17 protein-coding genes, 2 tRNA genes and 1 pseudogene are annotated in these 18,896 nt (G+C 65.2%); 14 read left to right on the top strand and 6 right to left on the bottom strand.

The features are described from left to right. Positions 1–43: 43 nt before the first annotated feature. A complete protein-coding gene (locus tag CI805_RS08280) occupies positions 44–949 on the bottom strand; it encodes a glycine--tRNA ligase subunit alpha (protein WP_260921756.1) in 906 nt (301 codons plus the stop codon). 146 nt (positions 950–1,095) lie between these two features. Here CI805_RS08280 and CI805_RS08275 point away from each other — a divergent pair, with 146 nt between their 5' ends. The 5 genes from CI805_RS08275 (at position 1,096) to CI805_RS08255 (ending at position 5,266) form a co-directional block, all read left to right on the top strand. Next, positions 1,096–2,133 carry a TraB/GumN family protein gene (locus CI805_RS08275; RefSeq protein WP_260921755.1) on the top strand — a complete coding sequence of 346 codons (1,038 nt, stop codon included), beginning with the start codon at positions 1,096–1,098 and terminating at the stop codon, positions 2,131–2,133. Continuing rightward, positions 2,130–3,005 carry a TraB/GumN family protein gene (locus CI805_RS08270; RefSeq protein ID WP_260921754.1) on the top strand — a complete coding sequence of 292 codons (876 nt, stop codon included), beginning with the start codon at positions 2,130–2,132 and terminating at the stop codon, positions 3,003–3,005. Before CI805_RS08275 ends, CI805_RS08270 begins: the two co-directional genes overlap by 4 nt. 153 nt (positions 3,006–3,158) lie before the next feature. Next, on the top strand, positions 3,159–3,767 hold the full coding sequence (locus CI805_RS08265) for a 50S ribosomal protein L25/general stress protein Ctc (RefSeq protein ID WP_260921753.1): 609 nt from the start codon (positions 3,159–3,161) through the stop codon (positions 3,765–3,767). 189 nt (positions 3,768–3,956) lie between these two features. Next, entirely contained in the window at positions 3,957–4,526 is a 570-nt protein-coding gene (gene pth / locus CI805_RS08260; protein ID WP_260921752.1) for an aminoacyl-tRNA hydrolase, read from the top strand. A gap of 206 nt (positions 4,527–4,732) precedes the next feature. Continuing rightward, positions 4,733–5,266 (top strand): PEP-CTERM sorting domain-containing protein, encoded by a 534-nt coding sequence (locus CI805_RS08255; protein ID WP_260921751.1) that lies wholly within the window; start codon positions 4,733–4,735, stop codon positions 5,264–5,266. Between the two features lie 66 nt (positions 5,267–5,332). On the opposite strand, the gene CI805_RS08250 is transcribed toward CI805_RS08255, so the two are convergent. Next, positions 5,333–6,874: a tetratricopeptide repeat protein gene (locus CI805_RS08250; RefSeq protein ID WP_260921748.1), complete on the bottom strand. Its 1,542-nt coding sequence runs from the start codon at positions 6,872–6,874 to the stop codon at positions 5,333–5,335. 219 nt (positions 6,875–7,093) lie between these two features. Here CI805_RS08250 and ychF point away from each other — a divergent pair, with 219 nt between their 5' ends. Beyond that, positions 7,094–8,194, top strand: a complete 1,101-nt coding sequence (gene ychF, locus CI805_RS08245; protein ID WP_260927867.1) for a redox-regulated ATPase YchF — start codon at positions 7,094–7,096, stop codon at positions 8,192–8,194. A 131-nt stretch (positions 8,195–8,325) separates the two neighbouring features. Beyond that, positions 8,326–9,591 (top strand): ectonucleotide pyrophosphatase/phosphodiesterase, encoded by a 1,266-nt coding sequence (locus CI805_RS08240; protein ID WP_260921746.1) that lies wholly within the window; start codon positions 8,326–8,328, stop codon positions 9,589–9,591. Positions 9,592–9,605: 14 nt separating this feature from the next. Here CI805_RS08240 and CI805_RS08235 read toward each other — a convergent pair whose 3' ends face one another. The 3 genes from CI805_RS08235 to CI805_RS08225 form a co-directional block, all read right to left on the bottom strand. After that, entirely contained in the window at positions 9,606–10,115 is a 510-nt protein-coding gene (locus CI805_RS08235; protein ID WP_260921744.1) for a hypothetical protein, read from the bottom strand. Continuing rightward, positions 10,112–11,971 (bottom strand): DNA mismatch repair endonuclease MutL, encoded by a 1,860-nt coding sequence (gene mutL, locus CI805_RS08230; RefSeq protein WP_260921742.1) that lies wholly within the window; start codon positions 11,969–11,971, stop codon positions 10,112–10,114. The genes CI805_RS08235 and mutL overlap by 4 nt, the downstream gene beginning before the upstream one ends. Before the next feature lie 146 nt (positions 11,972–12,117). Then, positions 12,118–12,291: a hypothetical protein gene (locus CI805_RS08225; protein WP_260928029.1), complete on the bottom strand. Its 174-nt coding sequence runs from the start codon at positions 12,289–12,291 to the stop codon at positions 12,118–12,120. Here CI805_RS08225 and CI805_RS08220 point away from each other — a divergent pair. The 7 genes and pseudogenes from CI805_RS08220 to CI805_RS08190 all read left to right on the top strand — a co-directional run bounded on the left by CI805_RS08220 (position 12,278) and on the right by CI805_RS08190 (position 18,485). Beyond that, positions 12,278–13,324: a rod shape-determining protein gene (locus CI805_RS08220; RefSeq protein WP_260921734.1), complete on the top strand. Its 1,047-nt coding sequence runs from the start codon at positions 12,278–12,280 to the stop codon at positions 13,322–13,324. The two genes, CI805_RS08225 and CI805_RS08220, sit on opposite strands and share 14 nt — an antisense overlap. Positions 13,325–13,459: 135 nt before the next feature. After that, positions 13,460–14,419 carry a rod shape-determining protein MreC gene (gene mreC, locus CI805_RS08215; RefSeq protein WP_260921732.1) on the top strand — a complete coding sequence of 320 codons (960 nt, stop codon included), beginning with the start codon at positions 13,460–13,462 and terminating at the stop codon, positions 14,417–14,419. Then, positions 14,419–14,973 carry a rod shape-determining protein MreD gene (locus CI805_RS08210; RefSeq protein WP_260921725.1) on the top strand — a complete coding sequence of 185 codons (555 nt, stop codon included), beginning with the start codon at positions 14,419–14,421 and terminating at the stop codon, positions 14,971–14,973. The genes mreC and CI805_RS08210 overlap by 1 nt, the downstream gene beginning before the upstream one ends. Continuing rightward, a pseudogene (gene mrdA, locus CI805_RS08205) lies at positions 14,970–17,067 on the top strand (penicillin-binding protein 2). Before CI805_RS08210 ends, mrdA begins: the two are co-directional and overlap by 4 nt. Next, positions 17,067–18,179 (top strand): rod shape-determining protein RodA, encoded by a 1,113-nt coding sequence (gene rodA / locus CI805_RS08200; RefSeq protein WP_260927866.1) that lies wholly within the window; start codon positions 17,067–17,069, stop codon positions 18,177–18,179. The pseudogene mrdA and the gene rodA overlap by 1 nt, the downstream one beginning before the upstream one ends. Positions 18,180–18,305: 126 nt before the next feature. Beyond that, a tRNA-Lys gene (locus tag CI805_RS08195) sits at positions 18,306–18,381 on the top strand. A 28-nt stretch (positions 18,382–18,409) separates the two neighbouring features. Then, a tRNA-Lys gene (locus tag CI805_RS08190) sits at positions 18,410–18,485 on the top strand. A 67-nt stretch (positions 18,486–18,552) separates the two neighbouring features. On the opposite strand, the gene CI805_RS08185 is transcribed toward CI805_RS08190, so the two are convergent. After that, a complete protein-coding gene (locus CI805_RS08185) occupies positions 18,553–18,870 on the bottom strand; it encodes a PilZ domain-containing protein (protein ID WP_260921724.1) in 318 nt (105 codons plus the stop codon). Between the last annotated feature and the right edge of the window lie 26 nt (positions 18,871–18,896).

Genomic DNA, 18,896 nt, shown 5'->3' with positions numbered 1-18,896 from the left:
CGCGCCGGGATCTCCTGCGAACGCAATTCGAGAAGGAAGTCGGTCACAGGCTCCACTCCGGGTACTTTTCAGCCCATTCGGCCTTGTTCTTGTCGATCCATGCCTGACAGGCGCCCTTGGCCATGTCGCGCACGCGGGCCATGTAGCTGGCGCGCTCCTGCACCGAGATCACGCCGCGCGCCTGCAACAGGTTGAACAGGTGGCTGGCCTCGATCGCCTGATCGTAGGCGGCGAGCGGAACCTCGGCGGCGATGCAGCGCTGGCTCTCGGCCTCGGCGGCGCGGAAGCCCGCAAACAGGCTGTCGGTATCGGCGATCTCGAAGTTGTACTTCGACTGTTCCTGCTCGTTCTTCAGGAACACGTCGCCATAGCTGACGCCTTCGTTGTTGAAGCGCAGGTCGTATACGCGATCGACGCCCTGGATATACATCGCGAGGCGTTCGAGGCCGTAGGTCAGCTCGCCCGCCACCGGCTTGCAGTCGAACCCGCCGACCTGCTGGAAATAGGTGAACTGCGTCACCTCCATGCCGTCGCACCACACTTCCCAGCCGAGCCCCCAGGCGCCTAGCGTGGGGCTTTCCCAGTCATCCTCGACGAAGCGGATATCGTGCTTGAGCGGATCGACGCCAATCGCGGCAAGGCTCTGGAGATACAGCTCCTGCAGATTGTCCGGGTTCGGCTTCAGGATCACCTGATACTGGTAATAGTGCTGGAGCCGGTTCGGGTTCTCGCCATAGCGCCCGTCGGTGGGGCGGCGCGAGGGCTGCACGTAAGCGGCCTTCCACGGCTCGGGGCCGAGCGCGCGCAGCGTGGTGGCAGGGTGGAACGTGCCCGCACCCATGCGCATGTCATAGGGCTGGAGAATAAGGCAGCCTTGCGCGCTCCAGAAATTGTGGAGCGTCAGGATCATGTCCTGGAAGCTGAGCGGCTGAGTTTCGGCGGTCGACATCGAAATCCCGTCGGTCTTGTGTGATTGGGCGGCCTTTGGCGGATCGGCGCGACCAAATCAACTGCGCTGCGCCACCATGACGCAACCATATGTCCACCGGTTAGCACAGCGCGGCGTGAAACGTCACTTCGCTCGGGCAGGCTGAAATGCTGCGCGAAGAGATTTCCGGCCTGTGCGGCAGCATTTCCGGCCCGTGCGACAGCATTTCCGGTTCGACAGCGGCGCTGCGCCGTCGCATGGGAGCGGACATGATCGACCTTACCCGCCGCCCGATGGCGATTCTCTGTGCGCTTGGCCTCGCGCTTGCTCCTGTCGCTGCGGCGGCAGAGCAGGACACCCCTGCCGCGATCCCGCCCGCAGCGGCGCTGGCCGCCCCGCAGATCGAGGCGCATCCCGCGCTGTGGAAGGTGTCCGACGGAGACACCACCATCTACCTCTTCGGCACGATCCACCTGCTGCCGCCCAATGTCGACTGGTTCGAGGGGCCGGTCGCCAAGGCCTTCGGCGGCTCGCAGGAACTCGTCACCGAGATCGTCCAGCCCGATGCGCCGACGATGCAGAAGATCACGCTGGCTGCCGCCCGCCGCACCGACGGCAAGACGCTGCGCGCCACGCTCTCGCCGGAAGAAAAGGCGAAGTACGAGACCGCGCTGGCGGGTCTGGGCATTCCGGCGGGTGCGTTCGATAACGTCGATACCTGGTTCGCCGCCGTCACGCTGACCGTGCTGCCGCTGGTCAAGGAAGGCTATTCGACCGAAAGCGGCGTCGACAACCAGCTGGGCGCCAAGGCCGATGCCCGCCATGTGCCGCACAGTGCGCTGGAAACGGCGGAATACCAGCTTGGCCTGTTCGACGCCCTGCCCGCCGACGTCCAGCTTCGCTATCTCGACGATACGCTCGACAAGCTGCCCGAAGTGGGCACGGAACTGGGCAAGATGGTCAAGGCCTGGGAAGCGGGCGATGCCGATACGCTGGCAAAGATGATGAACGACGACATGACCGACCCGGTGATCGGGCAAGTCCTCCTCACCAACCGCAACCGCAACTGGAGCCAGTGGATCGAGCAGCGTCTGAAAAAGCCCGGCACGGTGTTCATCGCTGTCGGTGCCGGACATCTCGCCGGTGCCGACAGCGTGCAGGCGATGCTGGCGAAGGACGGCGTGACGGCGGTTCGGGTTCAGTGAAGTTGAACTTGCCGACGTTCCGGCGCGCCGCGCTGCTGCTTGCCCTGCCGCTGGCGCTGGCCGCGTGCGCGAAAGCGCCGCAGCCCGCGAACCCGGCGCTGTGGAAGGTCGAAAGCGCGAACGGCAAGATCGGCTATCTCTTCGGCACGATCCACACTGCCCCGCGCCCGCTGGACTGGCGCACACCGGCAGTCGGCAAGGCGCTCGACGCGTCGGGTACGGTAATGGTCGAAGTCGCCAATCTCGCCGACGAGAAGGCCGTGGCCGCGACGTTCGCACGCCTTGCCCACGGCGCAGGCGAACCGCCGCTGTCGCAGCGCGTGCCTGCTGCCGACCGCAAGGCGCTGGCCGCGCTCCTCGCCAAGGGCGGCTATCACGACGGCGACTTCGCCGCGACCGACACCTGGGCGGCAGCGCTGATGCTTGCGCGGATAGGCCAAGGTGCGGACGATGGGAAGAACGGCGTAGACCGCGCCATCATCGCCGCCGCGCCGCCACGCCCTGTCGTCGAACTGGAAGGCGCGGAAAAACAGCTGAGCCTGTTCGATTCGCTGTCGGAGGCGGACCAGCGCCAGTTCCTGAGCGAAGTCGTGCGCGAGGCGGATACACCGGACACCGATATCTCGCAGGACTGGGCGAAAGGCGACATGACCGCCCTCACCGCCGAGACCCGTCGCGGCCTGCTTGCGGTGCCGGACCTTCGCGCCGTGTTGTTCACCGGGCGCAATCGCGACTGGTCCGGCCGGATCGCTGCGGCCATCGCGACCGGCAAACGCCCGTTCGTCGCCGTCGGCGCTGCCCATATGGCAGGACCGGATGGCCTGCCCGCCATACTAGCCTCGCAAGGCTTCCGCGTCACCCGCGTCGAGTGAGGTCCGAAAACACGGGCCAGCTTGCCAATCGCCCCATTTTCGCGTAACGGCGCGCGCTTCCCGTCATGGTCATCCCTGGAGGCGTGGCGGGACGGTGCACAGCGATGGTCGCTGCTGCGCCGTGAACTTATCCAGTTTTGAAAGGCAAGTCCTATGAGCGATACGCTTAACCTGCCGGCCGAGACGCGCGAACGGGCAGGCAAGGGAGCCTCCCGTGCTCTGCGCCTCGAAGGCCGCGTCCCCGCCGTGATCTATGGCGGCAACGAAGCACCCCTCTCGATTCACGTCGAGGCCAAGGAGCTCGTTCGCCAGCTTGGCACCGGCCACTTCTTCAACTCGATCATCGAGATCGAAGTTGGCGGCAAGACCGTGCGCACGCAGCCCAAGGACGTTGCCTTCCACCCCGTCAACGAGCGTCCGCTCCACGTCGACTTCCTGCGTCTCGTCAAGGGCGCGACCGTGCACGTCAACGTGCCGGTGGTGTTCCAGAACGAAGAAGCCTCGCCGGGCCTGAAGCGCGGCGGCGTGCTGAACATCGTTCGTCACGACCTCGAACTGGTCTGCGATGCTGACAAGATCCCGCACGAGATCGTCGTCGACGTGACCGGCTTCGACGTGGGCGAATCGATCCACTTCAGCCACGTGAAGCTGCCGGCTGGTGCCGAGAGCGCCATCACCGACCGCGACTTCACGATCGCCACCATCGCCGCTCCGTCGGCGCTGAAGAGCGAAGAAGGTCAGGAAGAAGCCGCAGCCGAGTAATCGCGCCGCGCTTTTGCTGCTTTCGAAAGGCCCCGCCTGCCCCGGTTCGTTCCGGCGTGCAGACGGGGCCTTTCCCGTTTTGCGGCCCCGTTTGCGTCCTGCGGCCCCGCTTACACCCTTCGGCCTATGCGGAGCGCCCCTTGCGCGCTATCCGCGCCGCTCAACCATCTGACTATCGGGAATATCGCCATGCAGCTGTGGGTCGGCCTCGGCAATCCGGGCGCGCAATATGCGCTCAACCGTCACAACGTGGGCTTCATGGCGATCGACGCGCTGGCCGAGATCCACAATTTCGGCCCGGTGCAGAAGAAGTTTCAGGGCTGGCTGCAGGAAGGCCGCATCGGTCGCGACAAGGTCCTGCTGCTCAAGCCTGCCACCTTCATGAACGAAAGCGGCCGCGCGGTGAGCGAGGCGATGCGCTTCTACAAGCTGGAGCCCGATGCCCTCACCGTGTTCCACGACGAACTCGATATCGATCCCTTCCGCGTCAAGGTGAAGCAGGGCGGCGGTCATGCCGGACACAACGGCCTGCGCTCGATCGCCCAGCATATCGGCCCGGACTATCGCCGCATCCGCCTTGGCATCGGCCATCCCGGCCACAAGGATCGCGTGACCGGCTATGTGCTGGGCAACTACACCAAGGCCGAAATGGACCCGCTCGCCGACATGCTGGGCGCCGTGGCCGCCGAGGCAGACCGGCTGGTCGATGGCGACGATACCCGCTTCATGAATGACGTTGCCCTGCGAATGCGCGATTGAGCGCAGTTGCAAGGATCGGCGACACCTCCGCGATATCCGTTAACCTTTCAGAAACACGGTAATTCAGCCCCCTGAAGTGTCGGAACCGCTTACAAGTCACCGACCGCCGGAAACATATTAACCTTTATACTGCACGTATTTCCGTAGTTGGCACGGGGTTTGCGAAGGATGTTGGCAATCCATTTCGCAAACAGGGAACACTCGATATGATCCGCAAGACGCTCCTCGCCGCCGCGCTCGTCGCTGGTTCTTCGATCACTGCCGCCACTCCGGCGCTGGCCCATGGCGGCGGCTCTTCGGGCGGCTGCTTCCTGCTGATCTTCTGCACCCCCAGCTCCTCGGGCGGCTCGTCGTCGGGCGGCAGCAGCTCGGGTGGTTCGAGCAGCTCGTCCTCGTCGTCCAGCTCGGGCGGCTGGAGCTCCTCGACCTCGGGCGGCACCACGTCGACTTCGGGTGGCACCACCACTTCGGGCGGTACGACTTCGACCTCCGGCGGCACCACCACTTCGGGTGGTACGACCTCGACTTCGGGTGGCACCACCACCTCGGGTGGCACGACCTCGACTTCGGGTGGCACCACCACCTCGGGTGGCACGACCTCGACCTCGGGCGGTTCGACTTCGGGCGGCTCGTCGGGCGGCAGCACGGCCGTTCCGGAGCCGGGCATGCTCGGCATGATGGGCCTTGGCCTCGTCGGTCTGGCCGTTGCCCGCCGCCGTCGCACTGCTACCAAGAAGTAAGCGCTCCAGACGGAAGCCTACCGAAAGGCCCGCTCTACCTGTCCGGTAGAGCGGGCCTTTTCCGTTTCAGCTCGTTGCCGCCGCCCCGCGCATCCGCTTCACTTTGGCCAAAGCGGTTGCCAGCACCCTGTTCTGCGGCGCAGCGCTCGATGCCTGGGACAGCATCCTCTCCGCTGCCGCCAGATCGATCCCTGCATTCGAGCGAACCAGCCCGCCGACATAGAGCACATCGGTATCGTCCGGCGCGAGCGCCAGCGACTTGTCGGCATAGCCGATCGCCGCGGCATGCTGGCCCAGTCCGTCGCTGGCCAGCGCCAGCCGCTTGAACACTTCGGGATCGGGCGGACCTTCCGCCGACAGCTTGCCATAGACCGCCATCGCCCGGCTCCAATCGTGCGCGGCCATCGCTGCCGCGCCCTGATCGACCAGCGCCGTGTGCACCTTGAGCCGGTCGGGCTGGAGCCTCACAGCCAGCAACGGGGCTTCGGGCGCATGGATCATCCGCCCCGCCTTCTCCGCCATGCGCAGCGCCTCGGGGTTCACGAGGGCGGATTTCGTCAGCGGAAACAGCGTGTTCCACGCGCTTTGCGGATCGCCCGACTGCAACTGCGCGATGCCCAGCAGCATCTGCGAATAGGGATTCCCCGGCGCGCGCAATGTCGCGCGGTTGAGCATCACCCGCGCCTGCTCCGAATGGCCGGTGTGCAGCAGCGCCTCCGCATAGGACAGCCCGATTGGAGAGGCCGGATCGAGATCGCTGTCCTGATCCTGCAAGGTCAGGCGGATCTTCTCCCACGCCCCCTGCCGGTAGAGTTCGCGGATCTGGAGCACCTGCACATCGGGATTGTCGGGCGCGAGCTTGCCCGCCTGCGCCACGGCCTGCGCCTCATCGTCGAACGCGCCTTTCGCGTCGTACTGGTTGGCGAGTGCGATGACCGGCGCGATCTCTTGCGGGAACGCCGCACTGGCGGCGCGGTAAGCCGCGATGGCCGCATCGCCCTGCCCGCGCGCGGCAGCGATGTCGCCCGCCAGCACCAGCGTCTCGTAGGCTTTGGGGTCGCTCGCCTTCATCCGGTCATAGATGCGCGCCGCGCCGTCCACGTCGCCCGATTGCAGGCAGTAACGGGCATAGGCGGTTTCCAGCTCGGTATCGTCGCCGAGCGCGAGCCCCTTTTCGAACGAGAACACCGCGCCCTTCTCGTCCCCCAGCGCCAGTTGCGCCTGCGCCCGCACTTTCCAGCCTTCGAGCGTGGCGTCGGCGCCGATCAGCGACAGCGCCGCCTTTGGATCGCCCTCCAGCAAGGCCAGTTCGGCCCGCAAGGGGCTAAGCTGCGCCTCGTCTGCCCCGGCCTTCTGCAATCGCCGCAGCGTCGTCTCCGCGCCGTCGGGATCGTCCAGCCGCAGTTGCGCGCGCATCAGCAGCACCAGCATCGCAACATCGCCGGGCCTCTTGTCGAGCGCCTTCGAGAGCAGCACGCGCGCCGCCACGTAGTTCTCCGAGGCGAAATCGGCCTGCGCCTTGGCATAGAGCGTTTCGGGACTGTCCCCGCATCCCGCCAGCAAAGCGAGCGCCGGAAGCGGTGCGAGAAGGCGAACGAGAGTCCTCATGGCATCCTGCTAGGGCCGCAGCCCTGAAATTTCCGTGAAGGACAAGGCTTGGTCGCGCGCTGACAACTGGTCAAGCCGCGATACCGGCGCTATGGGCGGCGCATGTTCGCGCGACAGGCTGCGGGCGCGCGCCCGGCGCGGATGGTCGTCATCACTGGCCCCACCGCCCTGCCGGAGCCTTCGCGTACCCTCGCAGCCGCGCCAGAGGAGAATGACGAGATGGGTTTCCGTTGCGGGATCGTGGGCCTGCCGAATGTCGGCAAGTCGACCTTGTTCAATGCGCTGACCGAGACGCAGGCCGCGCAGGCGGCGAACTATCCGTTCTGCACGATCGAGCCGAACGTCGGCCAGGTCGGCGTGCCCGACGTGCGGCTGGACAAGCTGGCCGCGATTGCCGGCTCGGCCAAGATCATCCCGACGCAGCTTTCGTTCGTCGACATCGCCGGTCTTGTACGTGGCGCCTCGAAGGGTGAAGGCCTTGGCAACCAGTTCCTCGGCAACATTCGCGAGGTCGATGCCGTCGTCCACGTGCTGCGCTGCTTCGAAAACGACGATATCCAGCACGTCGACAACAAGGTCGATCCCATCGCCGATGCCGAGACGGTCGAGACCGAGCTGCTGCTCTCCGACCTCGAAAGCCTCGAAAAGCGCGTGCCCGCAGCCCAGAAGAAGGCGACGCAGGGCGACAAGGAAGCCAAGATCACCGCATCGGTGCTCGGGCAGGCACTGGACCTGCTGCGCGACGGCAAGCCCGCGCGCCTGACCCAGCCCAAGGATGAGGACGAAGCCCGCATCTTCGCACAGGCACAGCTGCTCACGGCCAAGCCGGTGCTCTACGTCTGCAACGTCGAGGAAGAGTGCGCTGCCGAGGGCAACGATTTCTCGAAGCGCGTGTTCGAGAAGGCCAAGGCCGAGAACGCAACCGCCGTCATCGTCTCCGCCGCGATCGAAGCCGATCTGGTCGGCATGGACATGGAAGAGCGCCTCGTCTTCCTTGAGGAAATGGGCCTGCACGAAACCGGCCTCGCGCGGATCATCCGCGCCGGGTACGAGCTGCTCGAACTGCTCACCTTCTTCACCGTCGGTCCCAAGGAAGCCCGCGCCTGGACCGTCCACAAGGGCGCCAAGGCGCCCGAGGCCGCGGGCACCATCCACTCCGACATGCAGCGCGGCTTCATCCGCGCCGAGACCATCGCCTACGAGGACTTCGTAACGCTCGGCGGCGAGAGCGCGGCCAAGGAAGCGGGCAAGCTGCGTCAGGAAGGCAAGGAGTATCTCGTAGCCGATGGCGACGTGATGCACTTCAAGTTCAACGTCTGATCCGCCTTCCTGTTCGGAAACACGAAAAGGCGTCGCGGTTGCGGCGCCTTTTTCGCATGTGCCGCATTTTCTTGCATGTTCACGCGATCTGCATGCTGAACTGTCATGATCGAACGGCTAAGCATCGGCCCATGTCGCGATTCGCTCCCCTGCTCGGCGCCCTGCTGGCGCTCTCGCCCGTTCCCGCTCTCGCCCATCAGGGAACTGCTCAGGCAGCAACGTCTTCGAGCAAGCGACCCGTCGTCATTCTGGTCTCCATCGACGGCTTCCGGGCAGATTACCTCCAGCGGGGTATCACGCCCAATCTCTCGGCGCTGGCGGCGAAAGGCATCTCGGCGGCGATGCGCCCCTCGTTTCCGTCCAAGACCTTCCCCAATCACTGGGCGCTCGTGACTGGTGAATACCCCGACCACAACGGCATCGTCGGCAACACCTTCGAAGACCCGCGCCGCCCCGGCGAGACATTCACGATGAAAAGCGATGATCCGTTCTGGTGGGACGAGGCCGAGCCGATCTGGGTCGCCGCCGAAAAGGCGGGCATCCGCACCGCGACGATGTTCTGGCCCGGATCGAACATCGGCTGGGGCGGCACCATGGCACAGCACGGCTATCCGGTTGTCACGGGCGGCACGCGCCCCGAGGACTGGCAGCAGTACAACGGCGCCGTCGATGCCACCCAGCGCGTCAATGCCGTGCTCGACTGGATGCGCCGCCCCGCTGCCATCCGCCCGCGCCTCGTCACGCTCTATTTCGACACGGTGGATACGGCGGGCCACATGTACGGCCCCGACGATGCCCGCACCAACGATGCGATCCACGACGTCGACAGCCACATCGGCGATCTGGTCGCGGGGCTCAAGGCGCAAGGCATCAAGGCCGACGTGATCGTCGTGGCCGACCATGGCATGGCAGCGATTTCCAGCCAGCGGGTGGTCGCGCTCGACAAGGTGGCCGATCCGGCGCTCTACCGGATCGTCGATTCGGGGCCTTTCGCATCGCTTCAGCCGACCGAGGGCAACACCGCGAAACTGGAAGCCGCCCTACTCGCCCCGCACGACCACATGCAATGCTGGCGCAAGGGCGAAATTCCGGCGCGGCTGCACTACGGCACCAACCCGCGCATCGCGCCCTACTTCTGCCTTGCCGAGACCGGCTGGCAGATCGCCGCCACCGCACCCACCGAGGAAAAGACCGGCGGCAGCCATGGCTGGGACAATGCCGCGCCCGAAATGGCCGCGCTGTTCGTCGCCGCAGGCCCCGACATCGAGCGCAAAGGCGCGCTCCCCGCGTTCGACAACGTGGACGTGGAACCGCTGGTGCGCGACCTCCTCGGCCTCGCGCCCAAGCCCGAGGCGGACGGAAACGATGCTCCGTTCAAGGCCGCGTTGCGCAAATAAGCGCTGGTTTGTTCTTAATTATGGCAGGCCATTGCCCCGTCGGCGGTGAAGACCACGCGGTGATGGGGATCATGGACGATCATGCGCGTGGCAAGGCCGTCCATCCCGTCGCCTGAATCCATGTCCGAAGGCTGGCGCAGGAAATCGACGGTATAGCGCAGGCCGACATAGCCGGTGCGCGCATTGTCGGTGATCTGGGCGGTGTCCTCCTGCGCCGCGAAACGCTGGAGATCACCATCGGCCAGCATGTAGCCATCCTGCGCCCCTGCGAAGAAGATCATCGCCGTCTGCCCATGCTTGGTGAACATGCAGCCCGGTCGATCGAGCCCGAAACGCGCGATCGCGGCGGCGTCCAGCGGCTTGGGCTGGATCGGCCTGAGCGGCGTCTCGTTCATCCGCTCCACCATCGCGATATCCTTGGCATCGGACGCGCGATCTTCAGGGGTGGGCTGGTGGTGGCAGGCCGTCAGCAAGGCCGCCAGAGCGATGGGGGTACAAAAACCGAGAAGACCTTTTCTTGTCATTTTCGTCCAAACAGCTTTTCGATGTCGTTGTGTGCAAGTTTAACCCACGTAGGGCGTCCATGGTTGCACTGGCCCGAACGCGGCGTGCGCTCCATTTCGCGCAGCAGCGCGTTCATCTCGGCCACCGACAAAGAGCGCCCTGCCCGCACTGATCCGTGGCAGGCCATCGTCGCCAGCACGAGGTCGAGCTTCTCGCCCAGCAGAAGCGCATCGCCGTTCTTCGCAAGGTCGTCCGACACGTCGCGCACCAGCGATTCGATATTCGCCTTGCCCAGCACCGAGGGCACGCCGCGCACCAGCATCGCGGCGGGGCCGAAACGCTCCAGCACCAGCCCGAAGCGCGCCAGATCCTCCAGCTTGTCCTCCAGCGCGTCGCAGGCGACTTCCTCCAGTTCGACGACTTCGGGCAGCAGCAGCGCCTGCGTGCGCTTCATCGCATCCTCGGCGCCCGCCGCTTTCAGGCGTTCGAGCGTCAAGCGTTCATGCGCGGCATGCTGGTCGACGATGACGAGACCATCCTCCGCCTCGGCGATGATATAGGTGTCGGACACCTGCCCGCGCGCCACGCCCAGCGGATAGCGCAGGGCTTCCTCCTCCCCGGCGGCCTCTTCGGGCAACGTTTCGGCGCGCCCCGAAGGTTCGGCCATGACCGACTGCTCATAGCTGCGCCAGACCTCTCCCGCCTCGGAAACGCGCGAGGGCTCGTAACGCGTTTCCGAAAAGCGTCCCGAAGTCGGGGCATATTCGCGGGCAAACAGCGATCCGATACTCGGCGCAGGTTCGGCACGGGATGGAGCGACCGGCTCGACCTGCCAGTTGCCCATCGCCCCTGCCGAAGGTGGCTGCGCACTGCGCTGGCCCGCGCCTTCCAGCGCATGACGCAGCGCGCCGACCAGGAAGCCACGGATGAAGGCCGGATCGCGGAAGCGCACTTCGGTCTTGGCCGGATGGACGTTGACGTCCACTTCCTCGGGCGGAAGTTCAAGAAACAGCGCCAGCACCGCATGGCGATCGCGCGCCAGCATGTCGGAATAGGCACCGCGCACCGCCCCCACCAGCAGGCGATCCTTCACCGGGCGGCCATTGACGAACAGGTACTGGTGATCGGCCACGCCGCGATTGTAGGTGGGCAGGCCCGCCACGCCGGTCAGCCTGCAAGGGCCGCGCTCGGCATCGATCAGCACGCCGTCCTCGGCCAGTTCGCGCGCGATCAGGCGGGCAACGCGCGCCGCCAGTTCCTCGCGCGGCTGCACCGCAATCACCCGGCGCCCGTCATGCTCCAGCGTGAAGCCGACATCGGGCCGCGCCATCGCCAGACGCCGGACCACATCCTGACACGCCGCATATTCCGACCGTGCCGAGCGCAGGAACTTGCGCCGCGCAGGCACTTTGCCGAACAGATCCTCCACCCGGATTCGTGTGCCGGGCGGCAGCGCGGCAGGCTCGTCCACCGCTACTTGCCCGTGATCGACCACGCGACGCCAGCCCTCTTGTGCGTCGTGCGGGCGGCTCTCGATGGTGAGCTTCGCCACCGAGCCAATCGAGGGCAGCGCTTCGCCGCGAAAGCCCAGCGTGGCGACCAGTTCGATCGCCTCGTCCGGCAGCTTGGAGGTGGCATGCCGCTCCAGCGCCAGCGCGATCTGGTCGGGCTCCATGCCGCAGCCATCGTCCGTGACTTCGATAAGGTCGAGCCCGCCCGAGACCAGCCGCACGGCGATCTCGGTACTGCCGGCATCGATCGCATTCTCGACCAGTTCCTTGAGCGCGGCGGCGGGCCGCTCCACCACTTCGCCCGCCGCGATGCGGTTGACGAGATGTTCAGGCAGACGGCGGATCAGGCGACGGATGGGGGGCATATGGAAAGAATCGGTCCTTGGTTCGGAAGTGATTCGCACGGTGAAACAAAAGCGAAAACGGACGTTCAACAGAGGCGATTCGCGCCATTACGCCACAGGCTTCGCCGGCAAATGCGCCGTTGGGGCACACTATAGGCGAACTGGCGTCAATTCGAGACGAACGGGCACAGATTCCCCCTGCTTTTTGTCACAAAATTTTGGCGTTTGATCCCGCCATCGTCTAAGGGAGGCACCTTCCATGCCAACCTGCCCTTGGCGGATTCCCGATGGTTCGGGATCGGATCGGGGCAAGAAACGGATTTGTTGATGTCCTCGCTCATGTCGCGATTTTTCAAACTCGGTTCCCAGAACATGGCGATCGACCTGGGTACTGCCAACACGCTGGTCTACGTTCAGGATCGCGGCATCGTCCTGAACGAACCTTCCGTGGTCGCGATCGAGACGCTCAACGGCATCAAGAAGGTCAAGGCCGTCGGTGACGACGCCAAGATGATGATGGGCAAGACGCCTGACAACATCGAAGCGATCCGCCCGATGCGCGACGGCGTGATCGCCGACATCGAAATTGCCGAAGAGATGATCAAGCACTTCATCCGCAAGGTGCACGGCAAGAAGAACCTGTTCCGCTATCCCGAGATCGTGATCTGCGTTCCCTCGGGCTCGACCTCGGTCGAACGCCGCGCGATCCGCGATGCGGCCAGCAACGCCGGCGCCAGCCAGGTCTACCTGATCCTGGAGCCGATGGCGGCAGCAATCGGCGCCGACATGCCCGTGACCGAGCCGGTCGGCTCGATGGTGGTCGACATCGGCGGCGGCACCACGGAAGTCGCCGTGCTCTCGCTGCGCGGCCTGGCCTACACCACTTCGGTGCGCGTCGGCGGTGACAAGATGGACGAGGCGATCGTCTCGCACGTGCGCCGTCACCACAACCTGCTGATCGGCGATGCCACGGCAGAGCGCATCAAGAAGGACTACGGCATCGCCACGATCCCCGCCGACGGCGTGGGCGCGACGATCCACATCAAGGGCCGCGATCTCGTCAACGGCGTGCCCAAGGAAATCACCATCACCCAGGCGAACGTCGCCGAGGCGCTGGCAGAGCCGATCGGTGCCATCGTCGAAGGCGTGCGCATCGCGCTGGAAAACACCGCGCCGGAACTCGCCGCCGATATTGTCGATCAGGGCATCGTGCTCACCGGCGGCGGCGCGCTGATTCAGGGGCTGGACGATTACCTGCGCGAAGAAACCGGCCTGCCGGTCAGCGTCGCCGAAGATCCGCTGTCGTGCGTCGCGCTCGGCACCGGCCGTGCGATGGAAGACCCGGTCTATCGCGGCGTGCTCATGTCGGCCTGAGCCGACACGACGAACCGTTTGAGAAATCGCGGGATACGGGGTGCAGGCGCTTGATGCCGGCGCCCCGTATCCGCATCATGCTTAATGCCGGGTCGCATGTGGCCACCCGGCTTCGATCGAGGGAGTTGAGAGCGCATGGCGCCGCCAGCCAACCGGCGCACCGGCTTTTCGCGCAGGGCGCAGTACTCGACCTTTGCCAGCTACATCGCGTGGTTCGTGGGTGTGGCGGTGGGCGTCATCCTGCTGGTGGTCTCGCTGACCAGCCCCGAAAGCTTCGCCCCGCTCCGCACCCTTGCCGCAGACGCCGGGGAGCCCGCCGCGAGGACCATCGCGAACACGCGCGCCGGTAGCCTCGACTGGATTCGTACCGTCTCCGGTTTCTTCCAGACCGGTGGCGAGAACGCGCGTTTGCGCCGTGAACTGGCCGTCGCCAAGGTCCGTCTGGTCGAGGCGCAGGCGACGGTTAACGAGAACCATCGCCTCAAGGCCCTGCTCCAGCTCGGACAGGACGACGATACCGTCGTTGCCTATGGCCGCCTGACCAGTTCGACCTCCTCCAGCGTGCGCCGTTATGCCACGCTCGGCGCCGGGGCCGACAAGGGCGTGGTCAAGGGCATGCCGGTGCGCTCGCGCCTTGGCCTGATCGGCCGCGTGCTCGAAGTCGGCGCGCGCAGTTCGCGTGTGCTGCTCATCACCGATACCGAAAGCGTCGTGCCGGTCCGCCGCGTGACCGACGGCGTGCCCGCCTTCGCGCAGGGGAACGGTGACGGCACCATCCGCATCCGCCTGATCAATCTGGGGCTCAATCCGCTCAAGGTCGGTGATGTCATGGTCACGTCGGGCTCGGGCGGCCTCTATCGCCCCGGCACGCCGATGGTGGTCATCATCAAGCTGCTGCGCGACGGCGGCATTGCCCAAGTGCTGACCAACCCGTCCGACAGCGAATTCGTGCTGGTCCAGAAGACCTGGGCACCGCCGACACCGCCCGCGCATCAGGATACCGAGGCGACCGGTACGGTCGAGACGGCCGACGAATCGAGCGCTGCCGCCGCCAGCGACGCTGCCGCGCAGACCCACGATCAGGCCGCCGACTGATGAGCCTGCTCCCTTCCGCCCGCGACCGGCTTGGCGGGCGGCCGCGGATCAACCGGGTGCCCTCGCCGGTCCTCGCCCATGTGGTGCCGTGGCTGACCATCGTGCTGTGCTCGATGGTGCCGGGCTGGCTGCTGATCGCTTCGGCCCCCGTGCTGCCGCCCTTTGGTTTCCTGACCTATCTGGCCTGGCGGCAATTGCGCCCCGGCCTGCTGCCGATCTGGGCAGGCCTTCCGCTGGGCTTCGTGGATGACTTGTTCAGCGGACAGCCCATCGGCTTTGCAGTCCTGAGCTGGTCGCTCGCGGCCATCGCGCTCGATCTCGTCGAGACCCGCCTGCCGTGGCGCAATTTCATCACCGAATGGCTGGTGGCGGTCTCGCTGGTGATCACCTATATCCTGCTGGGCCTTGGCGTCGCCGATATCGACGGCGCCCATGCCATGGTGCAGGTGATCGTGCCGCAACTGGTGATCTCGCTGCTGTTCTACCCCCTCGTCGGCCGCGTCATTGCCGCTGCCGACCGTTTCCGTCTCAGGCCTATCAGATCCGCACGATGAAGTTCCGGTTCCGTTTCCAGCGTCACGTCAGTCCGGCAATCCTGCGCAACAGCTTTGACCGCCGCAGCCTGCTGGTCGGCGGCATTCAGGGCGGTGTCGGCGTGCTCTTGGCCACCCGCCTCGGCTATCTCGCCATTGCCGAGAACGCCAAGTACGAGCTTCAGGCCGAGAGCAATCGCGTGAACCTCACGCTGATCCCGCCGCGCCGTGGCTGGATTCTCGACCGCAAGGGCATCCCGCTCGCCTCGAACCGCGCCGACTTCCGCGTCGACCTGATCCCGAGCGCCTGACCGATCCCGCCCACACCCTCGAGACGCTGGGCAAGCTGCTCGACCTGACGCCGGTTGACTTGCAGGACCTGCAGGACAAGCTCGACAAGTCGCACGGCTTCACGCCCGTCGAAGTCGCCACCGGGCTCGACTGGGACAAGTTCGCCGCCGTTTCCGTGCGCCTGCCCGATCTGCCCGGCGTCATCACCCAGCGCGGCTATTCGCGTTTCTATCCCACCGGACCGGCCGTCGGCCACCTCGTCGGCTACGTCGGCCCTGCCTCTGCCGAAGAGTACGAGAAGGACCACGATCCGCTGCTCATCACGCCCGGCTACAAGGTGGGCAAGGATGCGCTGGAAAAGGTCTACGAGAAGGACTTGCGCGGCACGCCCGGCGCCCGCCGCGTCGAAGTGACCGCATCGGGCCGCATCGTGCGCGATCTCCAGACGCGCGAGGATATTCCCGGCAAGACGATGCGCCTCAGCATCGACGCCGATCTTCAGGACTACGCGGCGCGCCGAATCGGCCTCGAATCGGGCTCCGTCGTCGTCACTGACTGCGCAACCGGTGATCTGCTGGCGATGGTCTCGATGCCCAGCTTCGATCCCAACAGCTTTTCCGACGGTATCGGCCGTCTGGAATGGAAGATGCTGTCGGACGACGACCATGTGCCGCTGCGCAACAAGGTGCTGCGCGGGCTCTATCCCCCGGCTCCACGATCAAGCCGACGGCGGCGCTTGGCTTCCTCGAAGCAGGGCTTGATCCCGAAGCCAGCGTGGTCTGCAACGGCGGCCTGCGCGTGGGCAACCGTGTGTTCCACTGCTGGAACCACCACGGCCACGGCTCGGTCAACATGGCGCACGCCATCCGCCAGAGTTGCGACGTCTATTTCTACTACTTCGCCCAGAAAATGGGCATGGACGTCATCTCCAACATGGCGCGCCGCATGGGCCTTGGACAGAGCTTCGACCTGCCGGTGCTCGGCCAGTCATACGGCACCGTACCCGACCCTGCGTGGAAGCTGCGCAAGTACGGCAAGGAGTGGCAAATCTACGATACCGTCAACGCGACGATCGGTCAGGGGTACTTCCTCGTCAATCCGTTGCAGCAGGCGGTGGTGGCCACCCGCATCGCCACCGGCAAGAAGATGATGCCGCATATGTTCCATGGCGCTCATGACGGGGATGTTCCGTCGCTTGGCATCCCGCAGGATCATCTCGCTCTGGTTCACGAAGGTATGCGGCGTGTGGTCAACGGGCCGGATGGAAGTGCTCCACGCGCCAAGCTGCCGTTGCCCGACATACAGATGGCCGGCAAATCCGGAACAGCTCAGGTCGTCGGCCTTCAGCATGGTAACGGCAAGGGCGGCCTCTGGAAGAACCGCGATCATGGCCACTTCATCTGCTTCGCGCCATTCGACAACCCACGCTACGCCATAGCCGTCGCCATCGAGCATGGTGGAGGATCTCCCTCTGCATACCCCATCGCGCGCGACGTGATGACCTATCTGTTCGACAAGGACTTGGGCATGAAAGCGCTTGAGGAATTGGAAAAAGGCTGGGGTGGCACACCGAAGCAGCGGCTTGATGCCCGCTTTCGCCAGTACGTGGCCGAATACGGCACCGGAGCCCCCAAGGTTACGAATGCCGAAGAGGCTGCGGAGGTCCAGCAGGTGGACAACACCCAGAACGCCCCGCAGCCGATCGTAAACGATGCGCAGTCGCCAGCGCCCGAACCGGTCAACGTGACACCCAACGCGCCCAAACCGGCTGCGCCCGTCATTCAGGCTCCGTCGGCGCGGCCGACCAACGGAGGCGGACAGTGATCAGCCGCTCGATCGTTCCCGACATGATCGCGCGCCAGCCCTGGCGCATGATCCTGCCGCTGATGGGCCTCGTCTCGCTGGGCGGCGCGGTGCTCTATTCCGCTGCCGGTGGGCACTGGGAGCCCTACGCCATCAATCATCTGATGCGCTTCGTCGTGTTCCTGGGCATGGCGATGGTGATCTCGCGCTTCAACCGCGATTTTTTCCGCAACTGGGCCTACCCGATCTACGGCGCCATCGTCGTGCTGCTGGTCATGGTGGAAGTGTTCGGCGCGGTCGGCGGCGGCAGTCGGCGCTGGCTGAACCTGGGCTTCATGACGCTCCAGCCCTCGGAACTGATGAAGCCCGCCATCGTGCTGGTGCTGGCCAAGTTCTACGAGACCTTGCCCCCGCCGATGACCGCCAGTTGGCGTGGTCTTGTGCCCGCAGGCGTGCTGATCGGCATTCCCGCCGCTTTCGTGATGCTCCAGCCCGATCTCGGCACCGCCCTTGCCATCTGCTTTGGCGGCGCGGTGGTGATGTTCCTGGCGGGTCTGCCGATGTGGTGGTTCGTCAGCGCAGGGCTCGCCGGGATAATCGCGGCGCCCCTCGCCTTCTTCTTCGCGCTGCACGATTATCAGCGCAACCGCGTGCTGATCTTCCTCAACCCGGAAAGCGACCCGCTGGGCACCGGCTACCACATCACCCAGTCGAAAATCGCCATCGGCTCGGGCGGCCTGTTCGGCAAGGGCTTCGGCAACGGCACGCAGAGCCACCTGCAATACCTGCCCGAGGCCCATACCGACTTTGTCTTCGCCACCATGGCAGAGGAATGGGGCATGCTGGGCGGCCTGTTCGTGATCGGCGTGTTCAGCATCATCATCTCGTGGGGCCTTGGCGTCGCTCGCCGCTCGCAGGATCGCTTCTCATCCTTGCTGGCGATGGGCATGACGGCAACGGTGTTCTTCTACGTCGCGATCAACCTGATGATGGTCATGGGCCTTGCTCCGGTGGTCGGAATTCCGCTCCCCTTCATGAGCCACGGCGGCACCTCGATGATGACCAACATGATCTGCCTTGGCACCGTCATGGCCGTGAACACGTGGAACCGGGGGCCGAAGACATTAAATTGAGGCCGAGCGCATTTTTCCGCTTTTCATACTCGGAACAATCGCTATAGGAGCCTCTCCGCCGCCGAATCGGCGAGGACAGAAACCCTTCCACCAAAAGGGTTTTTACCTCAAACGGCAAGGTAGCGTGGACGCATAGCTCAGTTGGTAGAGCAGCTGACTCTTAATCAGCGGGTCCTTGGTTCGAGCCCAAGTGCGTCCACCAAACCTTACCATCCTGCGGTTACCCGTGGGGACGCATAGCTCAGTTGGTAGAGCAGCTGACTCTTAATCAGCGGGTCCTTGGTTCGAGCCCAAGTGCGTCCACCACCCCCCTTTTTCCTACATATCTGGACCGCCAAGCAGGCGGTGTAATCCATTCAAAGCGGGCGCTCGCTCACGCGGATGAAATCTCGATCCCGTAGTGCGACGTCAGGCGTGACAGCACTTCCGGTGTCAGCGGCGTATCGAAGATCAGCCCGCAGCGGTCGTCCGCCACCCAGCACACCTTTGCGGAAACGGCCTTGAGGTCAGCGATTCGCAGCGACACCGCCTGCCCTTCGACCGGCGCGCGCGCACCGCTGACGATGCAGCAGCCACCGCTGGACAGGTTGCCGATCTCGACGCTGGCGACATGCCACGAAGACTGGCGAAAGCGGCCCGACAGCAGCACTTCGTGTCGCTTGGCCCGCCTGTTGTCGTCGTTACCCGTCATGCACTTGTCCCGCCTGATATCGCCAA

Origin of the sequence: Novosphingobium sp. 9, from assembly GCF_025340265.1 — a bacterium.
Taxonomy (GTDB): Bacteria; Pseudomonadota; Alphaproteobacteria; order Sphingomonadales; family Sphingomonadaceae; genus Novosphingobium.
This window is presented reverse-complemented; position numbering and strand designations above follow the sequence as displayed.

What these genes read in the sequence shown, in the direction of transcription:
- CI805_RS08280 (WP_260921756.1), bottom strand. Translation starts at nt 949, where the DNA reads ATGTCGACCGCCGAAACTCAGCCGCTCAGCTTCCAGGACATGATCCTG.
- CI805_RS08275 (WP_260921755.1), top strand. Translation starts at nt 1,096, where the DNA reads ATGCTGCGCGAAGAGATTTCCGGCCTGTGCGGCAGCATTTCCGGCCCG.
- CI805_RS08265 (WP_260921753.1), top strand. Translation starts at nt 3,159, where the DNA reads ATGAGCGATACGCTTAACCTGCCGGCCGAGACGCGCGAACGGGCAGGC.
- pth (WP_260921752.1), top strand. Translation starts at nt 3,957, where the DNA reads ATGCAGCTGTGGGTCGGCCTCGGCAATCCGGGCGCGCAATATGCGCTC.
- CI805_RS08255 (WP_260921751.1), top strand. Translation starts at nt 4,733, where the DNA reads ATGATCCGCAAGACGCTCCTCGCCGCCGCGCTCGTCGCTGGTTCTTCG.
- CI805_RS08250 (WP_260921748.1), bottom strand. Translation starts at nt 6,874, where the DNA reads ATGAGGACTCTCGTTCGCCTTCTCGCACCGCTTCCGGCGCTCGCTTTG.
- ychF (WP_260927867.1), top strand. Translation starts at nt 7,094, where the DNA reads ATGGGTTTCCGTTGCGGGATCGTGGGCCTGCCGAATGTCGGCAAGTCG.
- CI805_RS08240 (WP_260921746.1), top strand. Translation starts at nt 8,326, where the DNA reads ATGTCGCGATTCGCTCCCCTGCTCGGCGCCCTGCTGGCGCTCTCGCCC.
- CI805_RS08235 (WP_260921744.1), bottom strand. Translation starts at nt 10,115, where the DNA reads ATGACAAGAAAAGGTCTTCTCGGTTTTTGTACCCCCATCGCTCTGGCG.
- mutL (WP_260921742.1), bottom strand. Translation starts at nt 11,971, where the DNA reads ATGCCCCCCATCCGTCGCCTGATCCGCCGTCTGCCTGAACATCTCGTC.
- CI805_RS08220 (WP_260921734.1), top strand. Translation starts at nt 12,278, where the DNA reads ATGTCCTCGCTCATGTCGCGATTTTTCAAACTCGGTTCCCAGAACATG.
- CI805_RS08225 (WP_260928029.1), bottom strand. Translation starts at nt 12,291, where the DNA reads ATGAGCGAGGACATCAACAAATCCGTTTCTTGCCCCGATCCGATCCCG.
- mreC (WP_260921732.1), top strand. Translation starts at nt 13,460, where the DNA reads ATGGCGCCGCCAGCCAACCGGCGCACCGGCTTTTCGCGCAGGGCGCAG.
- CI805_RS08210 (WP_260921725.1), top strand. Translation starts at nt 14,419, where the DNA reads ATGAGCCTGCTCCCTTCCGCCCGCGACCGGCTTGGCGGGCGGCCGCGG.
- CI805_RS08185 (WP_260921724.1), bottom strand. Translation starts at nt 18,870, where the DNA reads ATGACGGGTAACGACGACAACAGGCGGGCCAAGCGACACGAAGTGCTG.